The organism is Rhizobium sp. BK619 (assembly GCF_014195245.1).
GTDB lineage: Bacteria > Pseudomonadota > Alphaproteobacteria > Rhizobiales > Rhizobiaceae > Rhizobium > Rhizobium acidisoli.
In genome coordinates this window covers 39,880-58,720 of record NZ_JACIBH010000004.1, presented here as the reverse complement: position 1 = coordinate 58,720, position 18,841 = coordinate 39,880, and the positions used below count along the sequence as shown (strand labels likewise).

General features: G+C 62.2%; 18 protein-coding genes and 1 pseudogene. 8 read left to right on the top strand and 11 right to left on the bottom strand.

The genetic code is table 11. The features are described from left to right. Positions 1 to 20: 20 nt before the first annotated feature. Complete coding sequence (locus tag FHX14_RS08350; RefSeq protein ID WP_184376844.1) at positions 21 to 1,493, top strand: NAD(P)H-hydrate dehydratase; 1,473 nt, start codon at positions 21 to 23, stop codon at positions 1,491 to 1,493. Between the two features lie 41 nt (positions 1,494 to 1,534). On the opposite strand, the gene FHX14_RS08345 is transcribed toward FHX14_RS08350, so the two are convergent. From FHX14_RS08345 to uvrA, 3 genes and pseudogenes are all read right to left on the bottom strand, one after another. Further along, positions 1,535 to 2,341, bottom strand: a complete 807-nt coding sequence (locus tag FHX14_RS08345) for a DUF72 domain-containing protein (RefSeq protein WP_184376843.1) — start codon at positions 2,339 to 2,341, stop codon at positions 1,535 to 1,537. Between the two features lie 25 nt (positions 2,342 to 2,366). Then, a pseudogene (locus tag FHX14_RS08340) lies at positions 2,367 to 2,829 on the bottom strand (GNAT family N-acetyltransferase). After that, positions 2,826 to 5,747, bottom strand: a complete 2,922-nt coding sequence (gene uvrA / locus FHX14_RS08335) for an excinuclease ABC subunit UvrA (RefSeq protein WP_184376842.1) — start codon at positions 5,745 to 5,747, stop codon at positions 2,826 to 2,828. Before uvrA ends, FHX14_RS08340 begins: the two are co-directional and overlap by 4 nt. 283 nt (positions 5,748 to 6,030) lie before the next feature. Here uvrA and FHX14_RS08330 point away from each other — a divergent pair, with 283 nt between their 5' ends. Then, positions 6,031 to 6,534, top strand: a complete 504-nt coding sequence (locus tag FHX14_RS08330; protein ID WP_184376841.1) for a single-stranded DNA-binding protein — start codon at positions 6,031 to 6,033, stop codon at positions 6,532 to 6,534. A gap of 86 nt (positions 6,535 to 6,620) precedes the next feature. On the opposite strand, the gene FHX14_RS08325 is transcribed toward FHX14_RS08330, so the two are convergent. Next, positions 6,621 to 7,268, bottom strand: coding sequence for a MarC family protein (locus FHX14_RS08325; protein ID WP_012557663.1), 648 nt, complete (start codon positions 7,266 to 7,268; stop codon positions 6,621 to 6,623). Positions 7,269 to 7,517: 249 nt separating this feature from the next. Here FHX14_RS08325 and gyrA point away from each other — a divergent pair, with 249 nt between their 5' ends. Continuing rightward, positions 7,518 to 10,343 (top strand): DNA gyrase subunit A, encoded by a 2,826-nt coding sequence (gyrA, locus tag FHX14_RS08320; protein WP_184376840.1) that lies wholly within the window; start codon positions 7,518 to 7,520, stop codon positions 10,341 to 10,343. A gap of 190 nt (positions 10,344 to 10,533) precedes the next feature. On the opposite strand, the gene FHX14_RS33360 is transcribed toward gyrA, so the two are convergent. The 3 genes from FHX14_RS33360 to FHX14_RS33000 form a co-directional block, all read right to left on the bottom strand. Next, positions 10,534 to 10,668: a hypothetical protein gene (locus FHX14_RS33360; protein WP_018445350.1), complete on the bottom strand. Its 135-nt coding sequence runs from the start codon at positions 10,666 to 10,668 to the stop codon at positions 10,534 to 10,536. Positions 10,669 to 10,704: 36 nt separating this feature from the next. Then, positions 10,705 to 10,860: a hypothetical protein gene (locus tag FHX14_RS08315; RefSeq protein ID WP_003586478.1), complete on the bottom strand. Its 156-nt coding sequence runs from the start codon at positions 10,858 to 10,860 to the stop codon at positions 10,705 to 10,707. 141 nt (positions 10,861 to 11,001) lie between these two features. Continuing rightward, positions 11,002 to 11,175 carry a hypothetical protein gene (locus tag FHX14_RS33000; protein ID WP_246713365.1) on the bottom strand — a complete coding sequence of 58 codons (174 nt, stop codon included), beginning with the start codon at positions 11,173 to 11,175 and terminating at the stop codon, positions 11,002 to 11,004. Between the two features lie 195 nt (positions 11,176 to 11,370). Between FHX14_RS33000 and coaD the strand changes: the two genes are divergently transcribed. The 5 genes from coaD (at position 11,371) to tgt (ending at position 15,354) form a co-directional block, all read left to right on the top strand. Then, a complete protein-coding gene (coaD, locus tag FHX14_RS08305) occupies positions 11,371 to 11,865 on the top strand; it encodes a pantetheine-phosphate adenylyltransferase (protein ID WP_012557666.1) in 495 nt (164 codons plus the stop codon). Positions 11,866 to 11,954: 89 nt separating this feature from the next. Then, complete coding sequence (locus tag FHX14_RS08300) at positions 11,955 to 12,527, top strand: peptidylprolyl isomerase (RefSeq protein ID WP_003586475.1); 573 nt, start codon at positions 11,955 to 11,957, stop codon at positions 12,525 to 12,527. Between the two features lie 28 nt (positions 12,528 to 12,555). Further along, positions 12,556 to 13,065 carry a peptidylprolyl isomerase gene (locus tag FHX14_RS08295; protein ID WP_184376838.1) on the top strand — a complete coding sequence of 170 codons (510 nt, stop codon included), beginning with the start codon at positions 12,556 to 12,558 and terminating at the stop codon, positions 13,063 to 13,065. A gap of 76 nt (positions 13,066 to 13,141) precedes the next feature. Then, positions 13,142 to 14,227: a tRNA preQ1(34) S-adenosylmethionine ribosyltransferase-isomerase QueA gene (gene queA, locus FHX14_RS08290; protein ID WP_184376837.1), complete on the top strand. Its 1,086-nt coding sequence runs from the start codon at positions 13,142 to 13,144 to the stop codon at positions 14,225 to 14,227. After that, positions 14,224 to 15,354 (top strand): tRNA guanosine(34) transglycosylase Tgt, encoded by a 1,131-nt coding sequence (gene tgt / locus FHX14_RS08285; RefSeq protein WP_184376836.1) that lies wholly within the window; start codon positions 14,224 to 14,226, stop codon positions 15,352 to 15,354. The genes queA and tgt overlap by 4 nt, the downstream gene beginning before the upstream one ends. Positions 15,355 to 15,356: 2 nt before the next feature. On the opposite strand, the gene FHX14_RS08280 is transcribed toward tgt, so the two are convergent. The 4 genes from FHX14_RS08280 to FHX14_RS08265 form a co-directional block, all read right to left on the bottom strand. After that, positions 15,357 to 16,439 (bottom strand): acyltransferase, encoded by a 1,083-nt coding sequence (locus tag FHX14_RS08280; protein ID WP_184376835.1) that lies wholly within the window; start codon positions 16,437 to 16,439, stop codon positions 15,357 to 15,359. Positions 16,440 to 16,545: 106 nt separating this feature from the next. Next, on the bottom strand, positions 16,546 to 16,974 hold the full coding sequence (locus FHX14_RS08275) for a DUF4864 domain-containing protein (RefSeq protein WP_003586468.1): 429 nt from the start codon (positions 16,972 to 16,974) through the stop codon (positions 16,546 to 16,548). Positions 16,975 to 17,054: 80 nt separating this feature from the next. Beyond that, complete coding sequence (fabF, locus tag FHX14_RS08270; RefSeq protein ID WP_184376834.1) at positions 17,055 to 18,320, bottom strand: beta-ketoacyl-ACP synthase II; 1,266 nt, start codon at positions 18,318 to 18,320, stop codon at positions 17,055 to 17,057. A 13-nt stretch (positions 18,321 to 18,333) separates the two neighbouring features. Continuing rightward, positions 18,334 to 18,840: a helix-turn-helix domain-containing protein gene (locus FHX14_RS08265; protein WP_184376833.1), complete on the bottom strand. Its 507-nt coding sequence runs from the start codon at positions 18,838 to 18,840 to the stop codon at positions 18,334 to 18,336. Between the last annotated feature and the right edge of the window lies 1 nt (position 18,841).

Sequence of the window (18,841 nt, the reverse complement as noted above, 5' to 3'; positions counted from 1 at the left end):
TTTTTCGATTGAATAGGCCGATGAGCCACCAACTGTCCGACCTTCTTCTCACGCCTGCCGAAATGGCCGCCGTCGACGCGGCCGCTGCCGCATCCGGTATCGATTCTTTTGGCCTGATGGAAAGGGCAGGTGCGGCGGCTGCGGCTGCGGCCCTGCGCCTTCATGCCGGAGCCCTGCGCTTCGTCGTGCTCTGCGGGCCGGGCAACAATGGCGGCGACGCCTATGTCGCCGCACGACATCTGCAGGAGGGCGGGGCTCCAGTGGCGCTCTTCCATCTTGGCGATCCCTCCAGGCTGAAGGGCGATGCAGCCCGTGCAAAGGCCGGATGCGCGCTGCGGGGGGAACCGCTCCAGCTCTATAGTCCCGAAAGCGGCGACGTCGTCATTGACGGCCTGTTCGGCGCGGGGCTCGGCCGCGATGTGCCGGCCGATGTCCGCGCGGTGATCGATCGGGTCGCCGAGGCCGGTCTTCCCGTGCTTGCCATCGATCTGCCCTCCGGCCTGGACGGCCGTACCGGCAGAGTGCTGGGAGCTGCCTTCCGCGCCAGCAACACCATTACCTTCATGACCCGCAAACCCGGCCATCTGCTGATGCCGGGCAGGGAGCTTTGCGGTGAGTTGGAGGTCTTCGATATCGGCATTCCCGCCCGCATCATCAGGGCCGAGGCGAGTGGCGTCATCGCCGAAAACAGGCCGGACGCCTGGAAGGGTGTGCTGCCGGCCGAGCAGCTGGAAACCCACAAATACAAGCGCGGTCATCTGGTCGTCTTCTCAGGCGAGGCTGATAAGACGGGTGCCGCGCGCATGTCGGCGATCTCGGGCTTGAAAGCGGGTGCCGGCCTGGTGACGATTGCAGCGCCCAGCGCGGCAATGTCTGCCAATGCCGCGCATCTTACCGCCGTCATGCTGCATGCGATCGATGATGCGGCCGACCTCGAGGACTGGCTCACCGACAAGCGGCTGCAGACCTTCGTTCTCGGTCCGGGTTTCGGCATCGGCGCCAGGGCGCGCGCCTTCGTCTCGGCCCTCGCCGAACGCCGGCTGGTGCTCGATGCCGACGGCATCTCCTCGTTCAAGGACGATCCGCAGCAGCTTTTCGATCTTTTCGGCGGCGAGCCGCGCCTGGTGCTGACGCCGCATGAGGGCGAATTTTCGCGGCTCTTTCCCGATATATCAGGCGACGATGCGCTGGGGAAGGTGGATAAGGCCCTGGCCGCTGCTCGCCGCGCCAATGCCGCGATCGTCTACAAAGGCGCCGATACCGTCATCGCCGCGCCGGACGGCCGCGCGCTGATCAATACCAACGCTCCTGCCTGGCTTGCCACCGCCGGTTCCGGCGACGTGCTCGCCGGCATCATCGGCGGGTTGCTCGCCCAGGGCCTGCCGGCTTTCGAGGCCGCGGCCGCCGGCGTCTGGCTGCATGGAGATGCCGCCCATCGTGCCGGCAAGGGGCTGACGGCGGAAGACCTTGCGGCCCACGTCTTGCCACTTTAGCCCGGTCGGTACATAGCCACTCCGAGGCTCGGGGCGCTGGCTTACTTCGCCAGCAGTTTCTGCAGGGCGATCGCCCCATGCGGCGCGTTGACCTTGCCCTCATGGATCATGAAGGCGAAGACGTCGCGCGGCTCGGCCTCGACCTTGCGATCCCCGTCGATCAGCGGCAGATCGTCTGGAACCTTGCCCTCGGCCCAGGTCTCGAGGCGGTCCGCCCAGGCCTTCAGGTCCTTGTCGGGGTAGCAGGTCGCAATGTCGTCCGATCCCTTCTGCAGCCTGGCATAGACGAAATCGGCCGTGACGTCGGCGATCATCGGATATTCGAAATGTTCGGCGCAAACAGGCGCCACGCCGTATTTGGCAAGCAGCGCCACGAACTCCGGCACCTTGAAGGAATCATGGCGCACCTCGACCACGTGGCGAAGCGCCAGCCCATCCTGCTTTTCCGGCAGCAGCTTCAGGAAGGCCTCGAAATCGTCCGGATCGAATTTCTTCGTCGGCGCGAATTGCCAGAGCAGCGGCCCGAGATGATCGCCGAGCTCGCTGATTCCGGATGACAGGAACCGCTCCATCGATTCACCGGCTTCGGCAAGCACCCGCCGATTGGTGACGAACCGCGTCGCCTTCAGGGAAAAGATGAAACCGTCGGGCACGTCTGCTGCCCATTTGGCAAACACCGCCGGCTTCTGGGTGCTGTAATAGGTGCCGTTGACCTCGATGACCTTCAGCTGGCGGCTGGCAAAGTTCAGCTCGTCCTTCTGTTTCAGGTCATCGGGAAAGAAATGCCCGCGCCAAGGCTCGAAGGTCCAGCCGCCGATGCCGGTGCGGATAGTGCCGGATTTCGTCATGTCGTCCTCCCCATTTCGCAGCTGCTCAGGCTGCGTCGATCTGTTTCGCCATGTCGACGGGCGTCCATCCTGGCCGATAAGGGTTCGGCCTGCGACCCGTTTCCTGAAACCCGAAGGCGCTGTAAAGCGCGATGTTCCGTTCCATCAGGGCGTTGGGTGTAAAGCCGGATCTCCGGCTGCGCCCATTCGCGCGCCTTGCCCTCCAGCCAATGGAGCATCGCCAGCCCATGCCCGCCACCCTGAAAGGCCGGCGACACTGCGATGCTGAACAGCATGAGGTGATTGGAATGCCGTTCGACGACCATCAGGCCGGCCGTTTCGCCGCCGACCTCGCGCAGCCAGACCTCGCCGCGTTCGATCCGCGGCATGTAGTCTTCCGTCACCGGGATCGGCGGAGCGCCGAAGAGCTCGGTATAGGGCCGATAGGCGGCTGCCGTCAGCGTCGCGACCCTTTCCAGATCATCAGGCGACGCCGGCTTCATCGTCATTCCGCCGCAACTGCCTTCTTCGCCGGCCGCCGCTCCAGCAATTCCTTGAGGAACTGTCCGGTATAGGAGCGCTTCTCCTTGACGATCGCCTCCGGCGTGCCGAAAGCCACGATCTCGCCCCCGCCATCGCCGCCTTCGGGGCCGAAATCGAGCACCCAGTCGGCCGTCTTGATGACTTCGAGATTGTGCTCGATCACCACCACGGAATTGCCCTGGTTCACCAGTTCGTGCAGCATTTCGAGCAGCTTGGCGACGTCGTGGAAATGCAGGCCGGTCGTCGGTTCGTCGAGAATGTAGAGAGTGCGTCCCGTCGAGCGTTTCGACAACTCCTTGGCGAGCTTGACGCGCTGCGCCTCGCCGCCGGAAAGTGTGTTGGCCTGCTGGCCGACCTTGATGTAACCGAGGCCGACATCCTTCAGCGCCTGCAGCTTGTCGCGCACGGCGGGCACTGCCGCGAAGAAATCGACGCCTTCCTCCACCGTCATATCCAGCACGTCGGCGATCGACTTCTGCTTGAAGGTGACGTCGAGCGTCTCTCTGTTATAGCGCTTGCCGTGGCAGACGTCGCAGGTGACGTAGACATCGGGCAGGAAGTGCATTTCGATCTTGATGACACCGTCGCCCTGGCAGGCTTCGCAGCGCCCGCCCTTGACGTTGAAAGAGAAGCGGCCCGGCTGGTAGCCGCGCGCTTTTGCTTCCGGCAGGCCGGCGAACCAGTCGCGGATCGGCGTGAAGGCGCCGGTATAGGTCGCCGGGTTCGAGCGCGGCGTGCGGCCGATCGGTGACTGGTCGATGTCGATCACCTTGTCGATATGCTCGAAGCCGTCGATGCGGTCGTGATCGGCCGGGTTTTCGCGTGCGCCCATGACGCGGCGTGCGGCCGATTTATACAGCGTCTCGATCAGGAAGGTGGATTTGCCGCCGCCGGAAACGCCGGTCACCGCCGTGAACACGCCGAGCGGGATTGCCGCCGTGACGTTCTTCAGATTGTTGCCGCGCGCCCCGACCACCTTGATCTCGCGGCCCTTCTTCTGCTTGCGACGCTCGTGGGGAACGGGAACGCCGAGTTCGCCGGACAGGTATTTGCCGGTCAGCGACTGCGGATTGTCCATAATATCCTGCGGCGTGCCGTGGGCGATGACCTGGCCGCCGTGAATACCGGCGGCGGGGCCGATATCGACCACGTCGTCGGCCGTCATGATCGCATCCTCGTCATGTTCGACGACGATGACGGTGTTGCCGATGTCGCGCAGGTGCTTCAGCGTGTCGAGCAGCCGGGCATTATCGCGCTGATGCAGGCCGATCGACGGCTCGTCGAGCACGTAGAGCACGCCGGTCAGCCCCGAGCCGATCTGCGAGGCCAGCCGGATGCGCTGGCTTTCGCCGCCTGACAGCGTGCCGGAGTTGCGCGACAGGCTCAGATATTCCAGGCCGACATCGTTGAGGAAGCGCAGTCGGTCGCGGATTTCCTTGAGGATGCGCACGGCGATTTCGTTCTGCTTGGCGTTGAAGCTGGCCGGCAGCGTCTCGAACCAGTCGCGGGCGACGCGGATCGACATGCCGGTGACCTCACCGATATGCAGCGTGGCGATCTTCACCGCCAGCGCTTCCGGCTTCAGCCGGAAGCCGTTACAAACAGGGCAGGGGGCCGCCGACATGAAGCGTTCGATATCCTCGCGTGCCCAGGCGGAATCGGTCTCCTTCCAGCGGCGCTCGAGATTGGTGATGATGCCCTCGAAATTCTTTTGTGTCGTATAGGAGCGGGCGCCGTCGGCATAATGGAATTCGATCTTGTCCTCGGTGCCGTTGAGGATGACGTCCTTGGCCTCGTCGGAAAGATCATTCCAGCGGGTGCCGAGCTTGAAGCCGTAATGTTTGCCGAGCGCCTCGAGCGTCTGGTTGTAATAGGGCGAGGTCGACTTGGCCCAGGGAGCGATCGCGCCGTCGCGCAGCGTCCGTTCGGGCTCGGGCACGATCAGATCCGGATCGATCTTCTGCTGGGCGCCGAGGCCGTCGCAGGTCGGGCAGGCGCCGAAGGGATTGTTGAACGAGAACAGCCTGGGTTCGATCTCGGGAATGGTGAAGCCGGAAACCGGGCAGGCGAATTTCTCCGAAAACAGCACGCGCTCATGCGTCTCGTTCAGCGACTTGTTGGCCGAGCCGCCGGCCGAGGTCTCCTCCGGCGGCAGCGGCTTGTCGGCAAATTCGGCAACCGCCAGCCCGTCGGCGAGCTTCAGGCAGGTCTCCAGGCTGTCGGCCAGGCGGGCCGAGACATCCGAGCGCACGACGATGCGATCGACCACCACGTCGATGTCGTGCTTGTATTTCTTGTCGAGTACCGGCGCCTCAGCGATCTCGTAGAACTGCCCGTCGACCTTGACGCGCTGGAAGCCCTTCTTCATCAGCTCCGCCAGTTCCTTCTTGTATTCGCCCTTGCGCCCGCGCACGAGCGGCGCGAGAATATAAAGACGGGTGCCCTCGCCGAAATCGAGGATGCGGTCGACCATCTGGCTGACCGTCTGGCTCTCGATCGGCAGGCCGGTCGCCGGCGAATAGGGAACGCCGACGCGGGCAAAGAGCAGGCGCATATAGTCGTAAATCTCGGTGACCGTGCCGACCGTCGAGCGCGGGTTGCGCGAGGTGGTCTTCTGCTCGATCGAGATCGCCGGCGACAGCCCGTCGATCTGGTCGACGTCGGGCTTCTGCATCATTTCGAGGAACTGCCGGGCATAGGCCGACAGGCTCTCGACATAACGGCGCTGGCCCTCGGCATAGATCGTGTCGAAGGCAAGCGAGGACTTGCCGGAGCCCGAAAGCCCAGTCATGACGATCAGCTTGTTGCGCGGCAGATCGAGATCGATGCCCTTGAGATTGTGCTCGCGCGCGCCGCGGATGGAGATCGTCTTCAGTTCGCTCATCGTCTCAGCTTGGTCCTTTGGGATAACAGCCCTTATTTAGTGATGCCGACCGGCGAGTCGAGGCTGAATGTCCGCAACACTGAAGGTTTTCGATTCTGTTGACAGGATCATACGGATAAACTAGAACAAATAAAGAACAAAATTCCTGATGGATGCATGCGGCGTTCTGATGGATAAAGATGTGGATTAAATGCCGCCCATGCGCATCGGCGGTCCGTGATGGTTTAAGGTGCGCCGATCGATTGAAACGCCGCCGGGCAGGGCGGCAGGCAGGGTGAGAAGCATGGCTGGTAGCGTAAACAAGGTAATTCTGATTGGAAACGTCGGTGCGGACCCGGAAATCCGCCGCACGCAGGATGGCCGGCCGATCGCCAATCTCCGTATCGCGACCTCGGAGACCTGGCGCGACCGCAATTCCGGCGAGCGCCGTGAAAAGACCGAATGGCACACCGTCGTCGTCTTCAACGAGGGCCTCTGCAAGGTTGTCGAGCAATATGTGAAGAAGGGCGCCAAGCTCTATATCGAAGGCCAGCTGCAGACCCGCAAATGGCAGGACCAGCAGGGCCAGGACCGCTACTCGACGGAAGTGGTGCTGCAGGGCTTCGGTTCGACCCTGACCATGCTCGACGGCCGCGGCGAAGGCGGCGGTGCAAGCTCCGGCGGCGGCCGAGGCAGCAGCAACAATGATTATGGCGATGACTACGGCGCTCCGGCTCCCTCTTCATCGCCGAGCCGCGGCGGTGGCGGCAACTTCTCGCGCGATCTCGACGACGACATCCCGTTCTGATCGACCGCTTTTCCTGGATCTATAGACTATCCGAGAGCATGATGCCTTTGATGGCGTCATGCTCTTTTTCTTTGGTTTTGCGCCGTTCAGTGCGGCGTCGCGCTGATCAGATTGAGCGCCGCTTTCGCGCCGTCGACGACGAATTGCACTGCAAGGGCGGCGAGGATGACGCCGAGGAGCCGGGTCAGGATCGCCCGGCCGGTGACACCGAGGAAGCGGTCGAGCCTATCGGCGATCAGCAGCATGAGAAAGGTCAGCAACAGATTGGCGGCGATGACGGCGATGAACTGGGCTTTTTCGACGGATGTCGGCAGCGTGCCGGCAAGCAGGATCGTCGCCGAGATCGCGCCCGGGCCGGCGATCAGCGGCAAGGCGAGGGGAAAGACGGCGATATTCTCGATATGATCCTTGGTGACAGCCGCCTCGGTGGCCTTCTCCTTGCGCTCCTGGCGCCGTTCGAACACCATCTCGAAGGCGATCCAGAAGAGCAGCAGCCCGCCGGCGATGCGGAAGGCGCCGATCGAGATCCCGAGCACGCCGAGCACGCTCGCGCCGAACAGGGCGAAGACGGCAAGGATGATAAAGGCGATGGTCGAGCCGCGCAGCGCCACCTGGGTGCGCTGGGCGCGGCTCATGCCGGTCGTCAGCCCCAGGAAGATCGGTGCGAGTCCCGGCGGATCGATGGTGACGATGAGCGTCGTGAAGGCGTTGATCAATTGGTCGGCGCTTGCCATCGTCCCTCGAAAACCCCATATAGTCGCGTGGTTTTTATGCGTGGTTTTTGTGATTGTGAAGCGGCGATTCCGATTTGGCAAATATCCCGCGGCGGCCCGCCGCTTATTTGTCCGGTGCAGCCGCGCGACTTGCATGTTTTACCCTCTTTAAGCCGCAAAAGCCTGTTCAAAACGCCCGGTGAAATTGGCGCGGCAACAGGCTTTCCGCTATAAATCTTCAAGTGATTCTAGAAGAGATCGTGATCTGTTTTGACTGAGCAAACACCCCCCGGCGGCGGGAAGCTCCCGCCAGGCATCGAGCCCATCTCCATCATGGAGGAAATGCAGCGGTCGTATCTCGATTACGCCATGAGCGTCATCGTCAGCCGCGCGCTGCCCGACGTGCGCGACGGCCTGAAGCCCGTGCACCGGCGCATCCTCTACGGCATGTCCGAGCTCGGCATCGACTGGAACAAGAAATACGTCAAATGCGCCCGCGTCACCGGTGACGTGATGGGTAAATACCATCCGCACGGCAATTCGGCGATCTATGATGCGCTGGCCCGCATGGCTCAGCCCTGGTCGCTGCGTTTGCCGCTGATCGATGGCCAGGGCAATTTCGGCTCGGTCGACGGTGATCCGCCGGCGGCTGAACGTTACACAGAATGCCGCCTCGAAAAGGCTGCCCATTCGCTGCTCGACGATCTCGACAAGGAAACCGTCGATTTCCGCGACAACTACGACGGCACGCTCTCCGAGCCGGTCGTGGTACCGGCTAAGTTCCCGAACCTGCTCGTCAACGGCGCCGGCGGCATCGCCGTCGGCATGGCGACCAATATCCCGCCGCACAATCTCTCCGAAGTCATCGACGGCTGCATCGCGCTGATCAACGATCCGGCCATCGAACTGCCGGACCTGATGCAGATCATTCCCGGCCCCGACTTCCCGACGGGTGCAAAGATCCTCGGCCGTGCCGGCATTCGCTCGGCTTATGAGACCGGCCGCGGTTCGGTCATCATGCGTGGCGTTGCGGCCATCGAGCCGATGCGCGGCGACCGCGAGCAGATCATCATCACCGAAATTCCCTACCAGGTGAACAAGGCGACGATGATCGAGAAGATGGCCGAATTGGTGCGCGACAAGCGCATCGAAGGCATCTCCGACCTGCGCGACGAATCCGACCGCCAGGGTTATCGCGTCGTCGTCGAATTGAAGCGCGACGCCAATGCCGAGGTCATTCTCAACCAGCTTTATCGCTATACGCCGCTGCAGACGTCCTTCGGCTGCAACATGGTGGCGCTGAACGGCGGCAAGCCGGAGCAGCTGACCCTGCTCGACATGCTGCGCGCCTTCGTCTCCTTCCGCGAGGAAGTCGTTAGCCGGAGAACGAAATTCCTGCTGCGCAAAGCGCGTGACCGCGCTCATGTGTTGGTCGGTCTCGCCATTGCCGTCGCCAATATCGATGAAGTCATTCGCGTCATCCGTCAGGCGCCTGATCCGCAGTCGGCCCGCGAAGAGCTGATGACCCGCCGCTGGCCGGCCGAAGATGTCGAAAGTCTGATTCGTCTGATCGACGATCCGCGCCATCGCATCAATGAGGACCTGACCTACAACCTCTCCGAAGAGCAGGCCCGCGCCATCCTCGAACTGCGCCTTGCCCGCCTGACGGCGCTTGGCCGCGACGAAATCGGCGACGAACTCAACAAGATCGGCGAGGAAATCAAGGATTACCTCGACATTCTCTCCTCGCGCGTCCGCATCCAGACCATCGTCAAGGATGAGCTCATCGCCGTCCGCGACGAATTCGGCACGCCGCGCCGCACCGAGATCGTCGATGGTGGCCTCGAAATGGACGACGAGGATCTAATCGCCCGCGAGGACATGGTCGTTACCGTCTCGCATCTCGGCTATATCAAGCGCGTGCCGCTGACCACCTACCGCGCCCAGCGCCGCGGCGGCAAGGGTCGCTCCGGCATGACCACTCGCGACGAGGATTTCGTTAGCCGGCTATTTGTTGTCAATACCCACACGCCGGTCCTGTTCTTCTCCTCGCGCGGTATCGTCTACAAGGAAAAGGTCTGGCGTCTGCCGATCGGCACGCCGACTTCGCGCGGCAAGGCGCTGATCAACATGCTGCCGCTCGCTCCAGGCGAGCGCATCACCACAATCCTGCCCTTGCCCGAGGACGAGGAGAGCTGGGACAATCTCGACGTCATGTTCTCGACGACGCGTGGCACGGTTCGCCGCAACAAACTGTCGGACTTCGTCCAGGTCAACCGCAACGGCAAGATCGCCATGAAGCTCGAGGAGGAGGGCGACGAAATCCTCTCCGTCGAGACCTGCACTGAGAATGACGACGTGCTGCTGACGACGGCGCTCGGCCAATGCATCCGCTTCTCCGTCGACGACGTCCGCGTCTTTGCCGGCCGCAACTCGATCGGCGTGCGCGGCATCAGCCTTGCCGGCGGCGACCGCATCATCTCGATGACCATCGTGCGCCATGTCAACGCCGAGCCGTGGGAACGCGCCGCCTATCTGAAGCGCGCCGCCAACGACCGCCGCCTGACGACGGGTGAGGCCGAGGAGATCGCGCTGGTCGGCGAGGAAGTCACTGAAGAGGGACAGCTCTCCGACGAGCGTTACGATGAGTTGAAGCAACTCGAGCAGTTCGTGCTCACCGTCTCCGAGAAGGGCTTCGGCAAACGTTCGTCGTCTTATGACTTCCGCATCTCCGGCCGCGGCGGCAAGGGCATCCGCGCCACCGACACGTCGAAGACAGGCGAGATCGGCGAACTGGTCGCGGCCTTCCCCGTTGATGACGGCGACCAGATCATGCTGGTTTCCGATGGCGGCCAGCTGATCCGCGTGCCGGTCGGTGGCATCCGCATCGCCAGCCGCGCCACCAAGGGCGTCACCATCTTCTCAACGGCCAAGGACGAGAAGGTCGTCTCGGTCGAGCGCATTAGCGAGCCTGAGGAAGATGAGACGGAGGAGGCTGTCGAGGTTGCCGAAGGCGGCGCCCCTGCGACCGACGAAGGTGCTGCCGGTGAGGCGCCGATTGCCGATGGTGATCCGGCCGGGCCGGCCGAGGAATGATCAGATGAACGGGGCGGCTTCGGGCCGCCCTTTTCTTTTCAAGCTAAAGCATGGATCGCGACGCGCTTTAGGGAGTGGTTCAAGACCAGGCCCAAAGAAAAAGCCGGACGCTGGGTGCATCCGGCTTTGAAAGGCCCTGGGCAGCGGAAGGGTGCCGCTCAAGGAGGGGAAGGGCTTGGAAAAAGGAAGGTTAGAACGCTCTATGTTTTTCGTTCAGCGCCTTTACCTCTTCACCTTCGCGCCGGAGCGCTGATATCGTCGAGGCGACAGACACTATGAACATGACACTGATGAGGGCGGTGAGCACTGTCAAGATCGTGAACATAGGCATTCCTTTCCTGGGGAGTTGCGTTCTCGCCCCTCAGTACTGGCCCAGTACGGCCGTCCGGGCCGAAGCATAGGGACCATAAACCTTGGACGTATCAATCTTCTGATCATAGAGAGCGACAGTTGCGGTCAGCATGCCCGTGACCATTACCATCCAGAGCACGTTAATCATCGTAATCTTGCCGGGCATCTTTAGTCCTTCCTGCCGCGATAATCGCATCTATGTGTCGGTTGAATGAACGCATCCGTTTTAAAATGGTTCCGCCGGATGTTGACGGGTGTTTACCAATGCCGATCTGAAGCCTCCTTGAATGTCTCGTTCATCTGGCGTTCAGATTCGAACCTCGTTTTTCGCACGCAACCGGCCTTGGGCGCGCACGATCGCCGCATGCTCGGCAAGCGCGGGCCGTACCCAGTTCACCTCGTAGCGGTCGGCGAAATAGCCATAGGCCATCTCAGCGGCGAGGGAGGAAACGACGGCAAGTGCAACGAGCACGATCAGCATGGACTTGGCCTTTCGGGGAGCGCCGGTTGCCGGAATGGCATCGGCTGCGTTGATGATCCGAGTTAAGCAGATCCTGTCTGAAACCGCCTTGAACGGGCCATTCATCCGCCGTTCAACCGTCCGGGATGATTGGCCAAATCACTTGCGAGAAGGCAGCATCCGTGACAAAAGGCGTCAAACCAACGGTCGGGCCAGATGACGACAGCTTTTTATCCCGGGTCCTTCGACCCGATCACCAACGGGCATGTGGATGTTCTGGTCCAGGCGCTGAACGTCGCCGAAAAGGTGATCGTCGCGATCGGCATTCATCCCGGCAAGGCGCCGCTCTTTTCCTTCGAGGAGAGAGCCGAGCTGATCCGCCTTTCGCTGGCTGAAGTGCTGCCCGGCAAGACCGGCGACATCGACGTCGTCGCCTTCGACAATCTGGTCGTCGATGCCGCCCGCAGCCATGGCGCCACGCTTTTGATCCGCGGTCTTCGCGACGGCACCGATCTTGATTACGAAATGCAGATGGCCGGCATGAACCGGACGATGGCGCCTGATATCCAGACCATCTTTTTGCCGGCGGGCACGGCCTCGCGGCCCATTACCGCCACATTGGTCCGCCAGATCGCCGCCATGGGCGGCGATGTCAGCGCCTTCGTGCCGGCCGCCGTCTTGCAAGCCCTCACATCCAAGCGCCCAGACTGACGAGTACAAGTCTAACAAGTACAAAGTCTGATAAGAACCAAGTCCAGCAAGCGCAAAGACCAGGCGGAACCCGCCGCAACGGAGCCCACATGAAACTCTTTTATCTCGCATTTGCCGGCGTGTTGTATCTCGCCTCCTTCGCGGGGGATGCCTTCGCCCAGTCAGCCGATCATTATCTCACCATCCAGTTGAAGAATGGCCCCGTCGTCATCCAGCTGATGCCTGAGGTTGCGCCGAAGCATGTCGCCCAGATCGAGGCGCTGGCCAAGAAGGGCGAATATGACAACGTCGCCTTCCACCGCGTCATCGACGGCTTCATGGCCCAGACCGGCGACGTCAAATACGGCAATATGGAAAAGGGTTTCGATGCGAGCCTCGCCGGCACCGGCTCCTCCGACATGCCGGATATTCCGGCCGAGTTCTCCAAGACCCCGTTCGTGCGCGGCACGGTCGGCATGGCCCGCTCGCAGGATCCGAATTCCGCCAATTCGCAGTTCTTCATCATGTTCGCCGATGGCTCCTTCCTCAACGGCCAGTACACCGTTGTCGGCAAGGTCGTTTCCGGCATGGAGAATGTCGACAAGATCAAGCGCGGCGAAGGCCAGAACGGCGAAGTCAAAAGTCCCGACCGGATGATCAAGGTCACCCTGGGCAAGAAGTAAGTTACGAGAGAAACAAGAGGAGAAGACAATGGCCGAGATCAAGGATCCCGAAAACACCATCATTCTGGAAACCACCAAGGGCAAGGTTGTCATTCAGCTTTTGCCGCAGGTCGCCCCGGAGCATGTCGCCCGCATCAAGGAACTCGCCCGCGAAAAGGCCTATGACGGCGTCGTCTTCCACCGCGTCATCCAGGATTTCATGGCCCAGACGGGCGATGTCGAATTCGGCAAGAAGGGCTCGGACACCTTCAATCCCGGCCGTGCCGGCATGGGCGGCTCCTCCAAGCCGGATCTGAAGGCTGAATTCTCCGCGACCACGCATACGCGCGGCACTTGCTCGATGGCCCGTTCGCAGAACCCGAACTCGGCCAATTCGCAGTTCTTCATCTGCTTCACCGACGCGCCCTGGCTGAACAAGCAGTATTCCGTCTGGGGCCAGGTCATCGAAGGCATGGACAACGTCGACAAGATCAAGCGCGGCGAGCCGGTTTCCGATCCGGACTCGATCGTCTCGATGCGGGTTGCCGCCGACGTCTGATTGTGATTTCTGCTGAAACCCGCTCTTGCGCGTCAACCGCGCGGGGGCGGGTTTCGCTTTTCCTGAAAGTGCCGTTATGCGCGTAGACCTTTTCGATTTCGATCTGCCGGATGAACGTATCGCGTTGCGGCCTGCCGAGCCGCGCGATAGCGCGCGCCTGTTGGTCATCGATCCCCATGCGGAAAGCGTGCTCTCCGATCATCGCGTCGGCGATCTGCCATCCTTCCTGCGGGCGGGCGACGCGCTGGTCTTCAATGATACCAAGGTCATTCCGGCCCAGCTCGAAGGCATCCGCCACCGGGACGGCGCCGGCGGCCAGCAGGTGTCGGCGACGCTGCACATGCGCGTCGGCCCCAGCCGCTGGAAGGCCTTCGCCAAGCCCGGCAAGCGCATCAAGGAGGGCGACCGCATCGCCTTCGGTCATTCCGGCGAAAGCTGCTTCCTCGGCTCGCTCGATGCCACCGTCGAGGAAAAGGGCGAGGCCGGCGAAGTGACGCTCGCATTCGATCTTTCCGGCCCGGCGCTCGACGAGGCGATCGCCGCCGTCGGCCACATTCCGTTGCCGCCCTATATCGCCGCCAAGCGCCCCGAGGACGAGCGCGACCGCGCTGATTACCAGACGATCTATGCCCGCGAGGAGGGCGCCGTCGCCGCGCCCACCGCCGGCCTGCATTTCACGCCTGCGCTGTTCGAAGCGCTCGACAAGGCCGGCATCGAACGTCACTTCGTCACGCTGCATGTCGGCGCCGGCACCTTCCTGCCCGTCAAGGCCGACGATACCGCCGATCATCGGATGCATCTGGAAAGCGGCACTGTCAGCGCAGAGACCGCCGCCCGGCTGAATGCCGTCAAGGCAAGGGGCGGGCGCATCGTCTGCGTCGGCACCACCTCGCTGCGGCTGATCGAAAGTGCTGCGGAAGAAAGCGGCGAGATCCGCGGCTGGAGCGGCGCCACCGGCATCTTCATCACGCCCGGCTACCGTTTCAAGGCTGTGGACATGCTGATGACCAATTTCCACCTGCCGCGCTCGACGCTGTTCATGCTGGTCTCGGCTTTTTCAGGCTTTGAAACCATGCACGCGGCCTATAAACACGCCATTTCGACAGGCTACCGCTTCTACTCCTACGGCGACGCGAGCCTTCTTTTCCGGAAAGACAAATGACAGAGAACTTCCAATTTACCTTGAAGAAGATCGATGCCGGCGCGCGCCTCGGCGAGATCTCCATGCCGCGCGGCACGATCCGCACGCCGGCCTTCATGCCTGTTGGTACCGTCGGCACGGTCAAGGCAATGTATCTCGATCAGGTACGCGAAACCGGCGCCGACATCATCCTCGGCAATACCTATCACCTGATGCTGCGCCCCAGCGCCGAGCGTGTCGCCCGCCTCGGCGGCCTGCACAAGCTGATCCGCTGGGAGCATCCGATCCTGACGGATTCCGGCGGCTTCCAGGTCATGTCGCTCTCCGGCCTGCGCAAGCTCGACGAGCAGGGCGTCACCTTCAAGTCGCATGTCGACGGCAGCCTGCACCACATGTCGCCGGAGCGCTCCATCGAAATCCAGGGCCTGCTCGGCTCCGACATCCAGATGCAGCTCGACGAATGCGTGGCACTGCCGGCCGAGCCGCGGGAGATCGAGCGCGCCATGGAAATGTCGCTGCGTTGGGCCGAGCGCTGCCGGGTCGCCTTCGGCGAGCAGCCTGGCAAGGCGATGTTCGGCATCGTCCAGGGAGGCGATATTCCCGCTTTGCGCGTTCGTTCGGCGCAGGCGCTGAGCGAGCTGGACCTCAAGGGTTATGCGATCGGCGGCCTTGCCGTCGGCGAGCCGCAGGACGTCATGCTGCAGATGCTGGACACGACACTGCCGGTGCTGCCCGGACAAAAACCGCGTTACCTCATGGGCGTCGGCACGCCGGATGATATCCTGAAATCGGTCGCCCGCGGCATCGATATGTTCGACTGCGTCATGCCGACCCGTTCCGGCCGCCACGGCCTGGCCTTCACCCGCCGCGGCAAGGTCAATATCCGCAATGCCCGCCACGCCGAGGATATGCGCCCGCTCGACGATCAGTCGAACTGCCCGGCCTCGCGCGATTATTCCCGCGCCTATCTGCACCATCTCGTCCGCGCCAACGAGGCGCTCGGCGGCATGCTGCTCTCCTGGCACAATCTCGCCTATTACCAGGAACTGATGCAGGGCATCCGCAAGGCGATCGCCGAAGGCCGCTTCGCCGATTTCATGGCGGAGACGATGGAGGAATGGGCAAGAGGCGATCTCGACCCGGTTTAAGGCTAGCTCGCTCCAGCGCGGCTCTCCGCGGTAAGCTCAGATGCTGGTCTTGGCGCAATCATTGTTTTGAGCTTTTTGCGCACTGGCTCGTCGAAGTGAATGGCGACGACGCCGGCCATGATGAAAATCGCCATCACGACGACCATACCGGCTGCAGGGGAGGCCGGAAGGTCAAAGCCCTTTTGCCGCAGCAAATGCAGCAACTCGAAGATGGGCGCGTGCAGGATATAAATCGGATAGGAAACGATCCCCAGCCAACGAAATGCCAGCTCGACAAGGCCGGTCTGCCCAGTGCGCATCGCACCCCAGACAATGGCCGGGAAAATCACCAAGCATATGAAAAGATCAAAATAGGGAAAACCGTAGAATGTGCTTGCGGGTATATTCGTGATCGCAATCAGGCAACCGCAGAGGAAAATGCCGATGGTGTTGCCTCTATTGACTTCATTCAGCGTCCGAAGTTCGTACAACCTGTGAAGGCAGATCCCGAGCGAGAACGAGAACAAAATTCTCGAAAAGCCAAATCCGAAGTAGCCCGCCTGATGGCCAATGTCGAAATTGCCTCCAAGGGCTCCGTAAAAGGTGATACCCGCTGTCCCGAGGGCGATGGCGAGCAAGGTTTTGGACGATAGTCGTACGAGAAGAACGGAAAACAGCACTCCAGCCCAGAGTTCGAAGAAGAGCGACCAACTCGGCCCGTTTAACGGAAAGGCGCCGCCCGTGCCTGCATTTGGAATGAACAGAATCGCCCTCAGCAGAAGGCCGGCCAGGGTGAGGTAATCGAAGCCGAATTGAACTGAATAGCTGACAAGGCCAACAGGAAGAGAAAGCAGATAAACAGGATAAAGCCGAATGATCCGCTGCAGCAGAAATCCGGCAGGCGAAATCTGTCCCGTTGCCAGTTGCCTTTCGTATGAATTTGCAAGAACGACGCCGCTCAAGAGAAAGAAGAGATCAACGGCAAGGTAGCTGATATTGACAGGTATCGGACCAAGCGTGCCGCCGGTGTGTAGGAACATGACCATGATGGCCGCGATTCCCCGCAACGCTTCAAGAGCCGTGAAAAATTGTTTGCCGGTATTCAATCTGCCAATCCCCTGCTGGCGGATTTTTACTCCAGCACCATTTCAAAATAGTTAGTGCAACAGATCCAGGCGCTGGGCAGTGTTTCATCCAGCCAAGAATAGCGCATCAAATACCCTTGCTGTCGGCATCCGGCATGATCTGCACGCCGTTGATCCTGTAACTGCCGTCCGGCTGGCGGGTGACCTGGTAGATCGCCGTCCAGTCCTTGCCGTCGCGGCCTGAGATCAGCACTTCGTGATAGATCAGCGCGCCGTTGTCGATCGAGCGGCTGCGGCCGAAGGCGTAGTTGCCTGGATGATAGACCGGCTCGTAACTCTTTTTCACCATGGCGAAGAACAGGTTCTTGTCGGGATACATCGCCCTGATGCCGGGAGCGGCGAAGGAATAGGCGGTTTCGGCGTCGTCCTTGAGGAAGGCCGTGATCTGTTCCTCGATCATCGTCCGCGTCGTGTCGATCGGGTCTTCGGCGCGAGCCGAGACGGTGGAGAAGAAGGACGCGGCACACAGAATGACAACTGCGAAGAAGGCGCGCATAGGGGATCTCCGGCTCTATCGGAGAATGATCCCCGATAGAGCAGAAGTGTAGGCGATTTTTTACTTAAGAAAAGCGGACTTTACGGCCAACGGCGGAAGAGGGCGCTGGCATTGACGCCGCCGAAGCCGAAACCGTTGGTGATGGCGTAGTCCATTGCCAGCGGCCGCGCCGTCTTGCCGACGATATCGATGCCATCGGCGGCGGCATCGGCCTGATCCAGGTTGCGGGTCGGCGGCGCGATCTGGTCGCGCAACGCCAGGATGGTGAAGATCGCCTCCAGCCCGCCGGCAGCGCCCAGCAGATGGCCGGTCGCCGATTTTGTCGCGCTGACGGCAATGCCGCCATTGCGGCCGAAGACCGTGGCGACCGCCGCGATCTCGCCTCTGTCACCGACCGGTGTCGAGGTCGCATGCGCGTTGAGGTGCTTGACTTCGGATGCCGGGATCTTCGCTTGCCGGAGGGCTGCCTCCATCGCCCGGCGCGCGCCGTCGCCGTCTTCGGGGCCCGAGGTCATATGGTAGGCATCCGCCGCCGTGCCGTAGCCGACGAGTTCGGCGAGCGGTGTCGCCCCGCGGGCAAGCGCGTGCTCAAGAGTTTCGATGACCAGGATGCCGGCGCCTTCGCCCATGACGAAACCGTCGCGCGCCGTGTCGAAGGGGCGTGACGCCAGCTCCGGCGTCTCGTTGAAGCCGGTGGAAAGGGCGCGCGCAGCGGCAAAGCCGCCGAGGCTCACCTTGTCGATACAGGCCTCGGCGCCGCCGCAGATCGCCACATCCGCTTCGCCGGAGCGGATCAGCCTCGCCGCATCGCCGATCGCCTGGACGCTGGCCGCGCACGCCGTCACCGGCGCGCCGAGCGGCCCCTTGAAGCCGTAACGGATGCTGACCTGACCGGCGGCGAGATTGACGAGGAAGGAGGGCACGGTGAAGGGGGACAGCCGCCGGACGCCGCGCGCCTCACCGATCCGCACCGCTTCGGTGATGGCAGGAAAACCGCCGACCCCGGAGGCAATGATCGTCGCGGTGCGCTCGCGTTTCGCTTCGTCGACCGGCATCCAGCCGGCCTGCTTCACCGCTTCCTCCGTCGCCGCCATGGCGAATTGGATGAAGCGGTCCATCTTCTTCTGGTCCTTGGGCGTGATGTAACGGTCGGGATCGAAACCGGCCTCCACATCCTCGGTCGTGCCCGGAACAATGCCGCCGACCTTGGCCGGCAGCTCGCCGACGACATCGTCCGAAAGCAGCCTCAGCCCCGAGCCGCCGTCAAGAAGGCGCCTCCAGGCGAGCTCGACGCCAGTGCCGAGCGGCGAGACAAGTCCCATGCCGGTGACGACGATGCGATCCATGGTATTTTCCTCTCTATGCGTCGATGCCGAGATACCAGGCGCGCATGCGGGTGATCCGCTCGTGCACCGCGTCGTCGGCTGCGGGGCCTGCAAGCAGGCTGGTGTTTTCGGGAGTCACTTGTTCGCCGGTCAGTGCGTCGACCAGCACCGCCTGGCGCTCTTTGCCGGAGGCGGCGTCGCCGAGCAGAAAGGCAAGATCTTCTTCCGGAATGTGCCGGCTTCCCCAGGAAAACAGCGTCATCAGCACCGGAAAGAAATCACGGCCCTTGTCCGTCAGCCGATATTCGTAGCGGGCAGGGCGCTGATGATAGAGCCGCCGCTCGAACAGCCCCTGATCCGTCAGGTGTTTCAGCCGCCGCGTCAGGATGTTCGGCGCCACGCCGAGGCTCTTCTGGAAATCGTCGAAGCGCGACAGCCCCTGAAAGGCGTCGCGCAGGATGAGGATGCTCCACCAGTCGCCGACGCTGTCGAGCGCGCGCGCCGCCGGGCATTTGAATTGGCTGAAGCTTGTCCGCTGCATA

Excerpts from the sequence above, each read along its gene's own strand:
- FHX14_RS08350 (WP_184376844.1), top strand. The coding sequence starts at position 21 with ATGAGCCACCAACTGTCCGACCTTCTTCTCACGCCTGCCGAAATGGCC.
- FHX14_RS08345 (WP_184376843.1), bottom strand. The coding sequence starts at position 2,341 with ATGACGAAATCCGGCACTATCCGCACCGGCATCGGCGGCTGGACCTTC.
- uvrA (WP_184376842.1), bottom strand. The coding sequence starts at position 5,747 with ATGAGCGAACTGAAGACGATCTCCATCCGCGGCGCGCGCGAGCACAAT.
- FHX14_RS08330 (WP_184376841.1), top strand. The coding sequence starts at position 6,031 with ATGGCTGGTAGCGTAAACAAGGTAATTCTGATTGGAAACGTCGGTGCG.
- FHX14_RS08325 (WP_012557663.1), bottom strand. The coding sequence starts at position 7,268 with ATGGCAAGCGCCGACCAATTGATCAACGCCTTCACGACGCTCATCGTC.
- FHX14_RS33360 (WP_018445350.1), bottom strand. The coding sequence starts at position 10,668 with ATGTTCACGATCTTGACAGTGCTCACCGCCCTCATCAGTGTCATGTTC.
- FHX14_RS08315 (WP_003586478.1), bottom strand. The coding sequence starts at position 10,860 with ATGCCCGGCAAGATTACGATGATTAACGTGCTCTGGATGGTAATGGTC.
- FHX14_RS33000 (WP_246713365.1), bottom strand. The coding sequence starts at position 11,175 with ATGCTGATCGTGCTCGTTGCACTTGCCGTCGTTTCCTCCCTCGCCGCT.
- coaD (WP_012557666.1), top strand. The coding sequence starts at position 11,371 with ATGACGACAGCTTTTTATCCCGGGTCCTTCGACCCGATCACCAACGGG.
- FHX14_RS08300 (WP_003586475.1), top strand. The coding sequence starts at position 11,955 with ATGAAACTCTTTTATCTCGCATTTGCCGGCGTGTTGTATCTCGCCTCC.
- FHX14_RS08295 (WP_184376838.1), top strand. The coding sequence starts at position 12,556 with ATGGCCGAGATCAAGGATCCCGAAAACACCATCATTCTGGAAACCACC.
- queA (WP_184376837.1), top strand. The coding sequence starts at position 13,142 with ATGCGCGTAGACCTTTTCGATTTCGATCTGCCGGATGAACGTATCGCG.
- tgt (WP_184376836.1), top strand. The coding sequence starts at position 14,224 with ATGACAGAGAACTTCCAATTTACCTTGAAGAAGATCGATGCCGGCGCG.
- FHX14_RS08275 (WP_003586468.1), bottom strand. The coding sequence starts at position 16,974 with ATGCGCGCCTTCTTCGCAGTTGTCATTCTGTGTGCCGCGTCCTTCTTC.
- fabF (WP_184376834.1), bottom strand. The coding sequence starts at position 18,320 with ATGGATCGCATCGTCGTCACCGGCATGGGACTTGTCTCGCCGCTCGGC.
- FHX14_RS08265 (WP_184376833.1), bottom strand. The coding sequence starts at position 18,840 with ATGCAGCGGACAAGCTTCAGCCAATTCAAATGCCCGGCGGCGCGCGCG.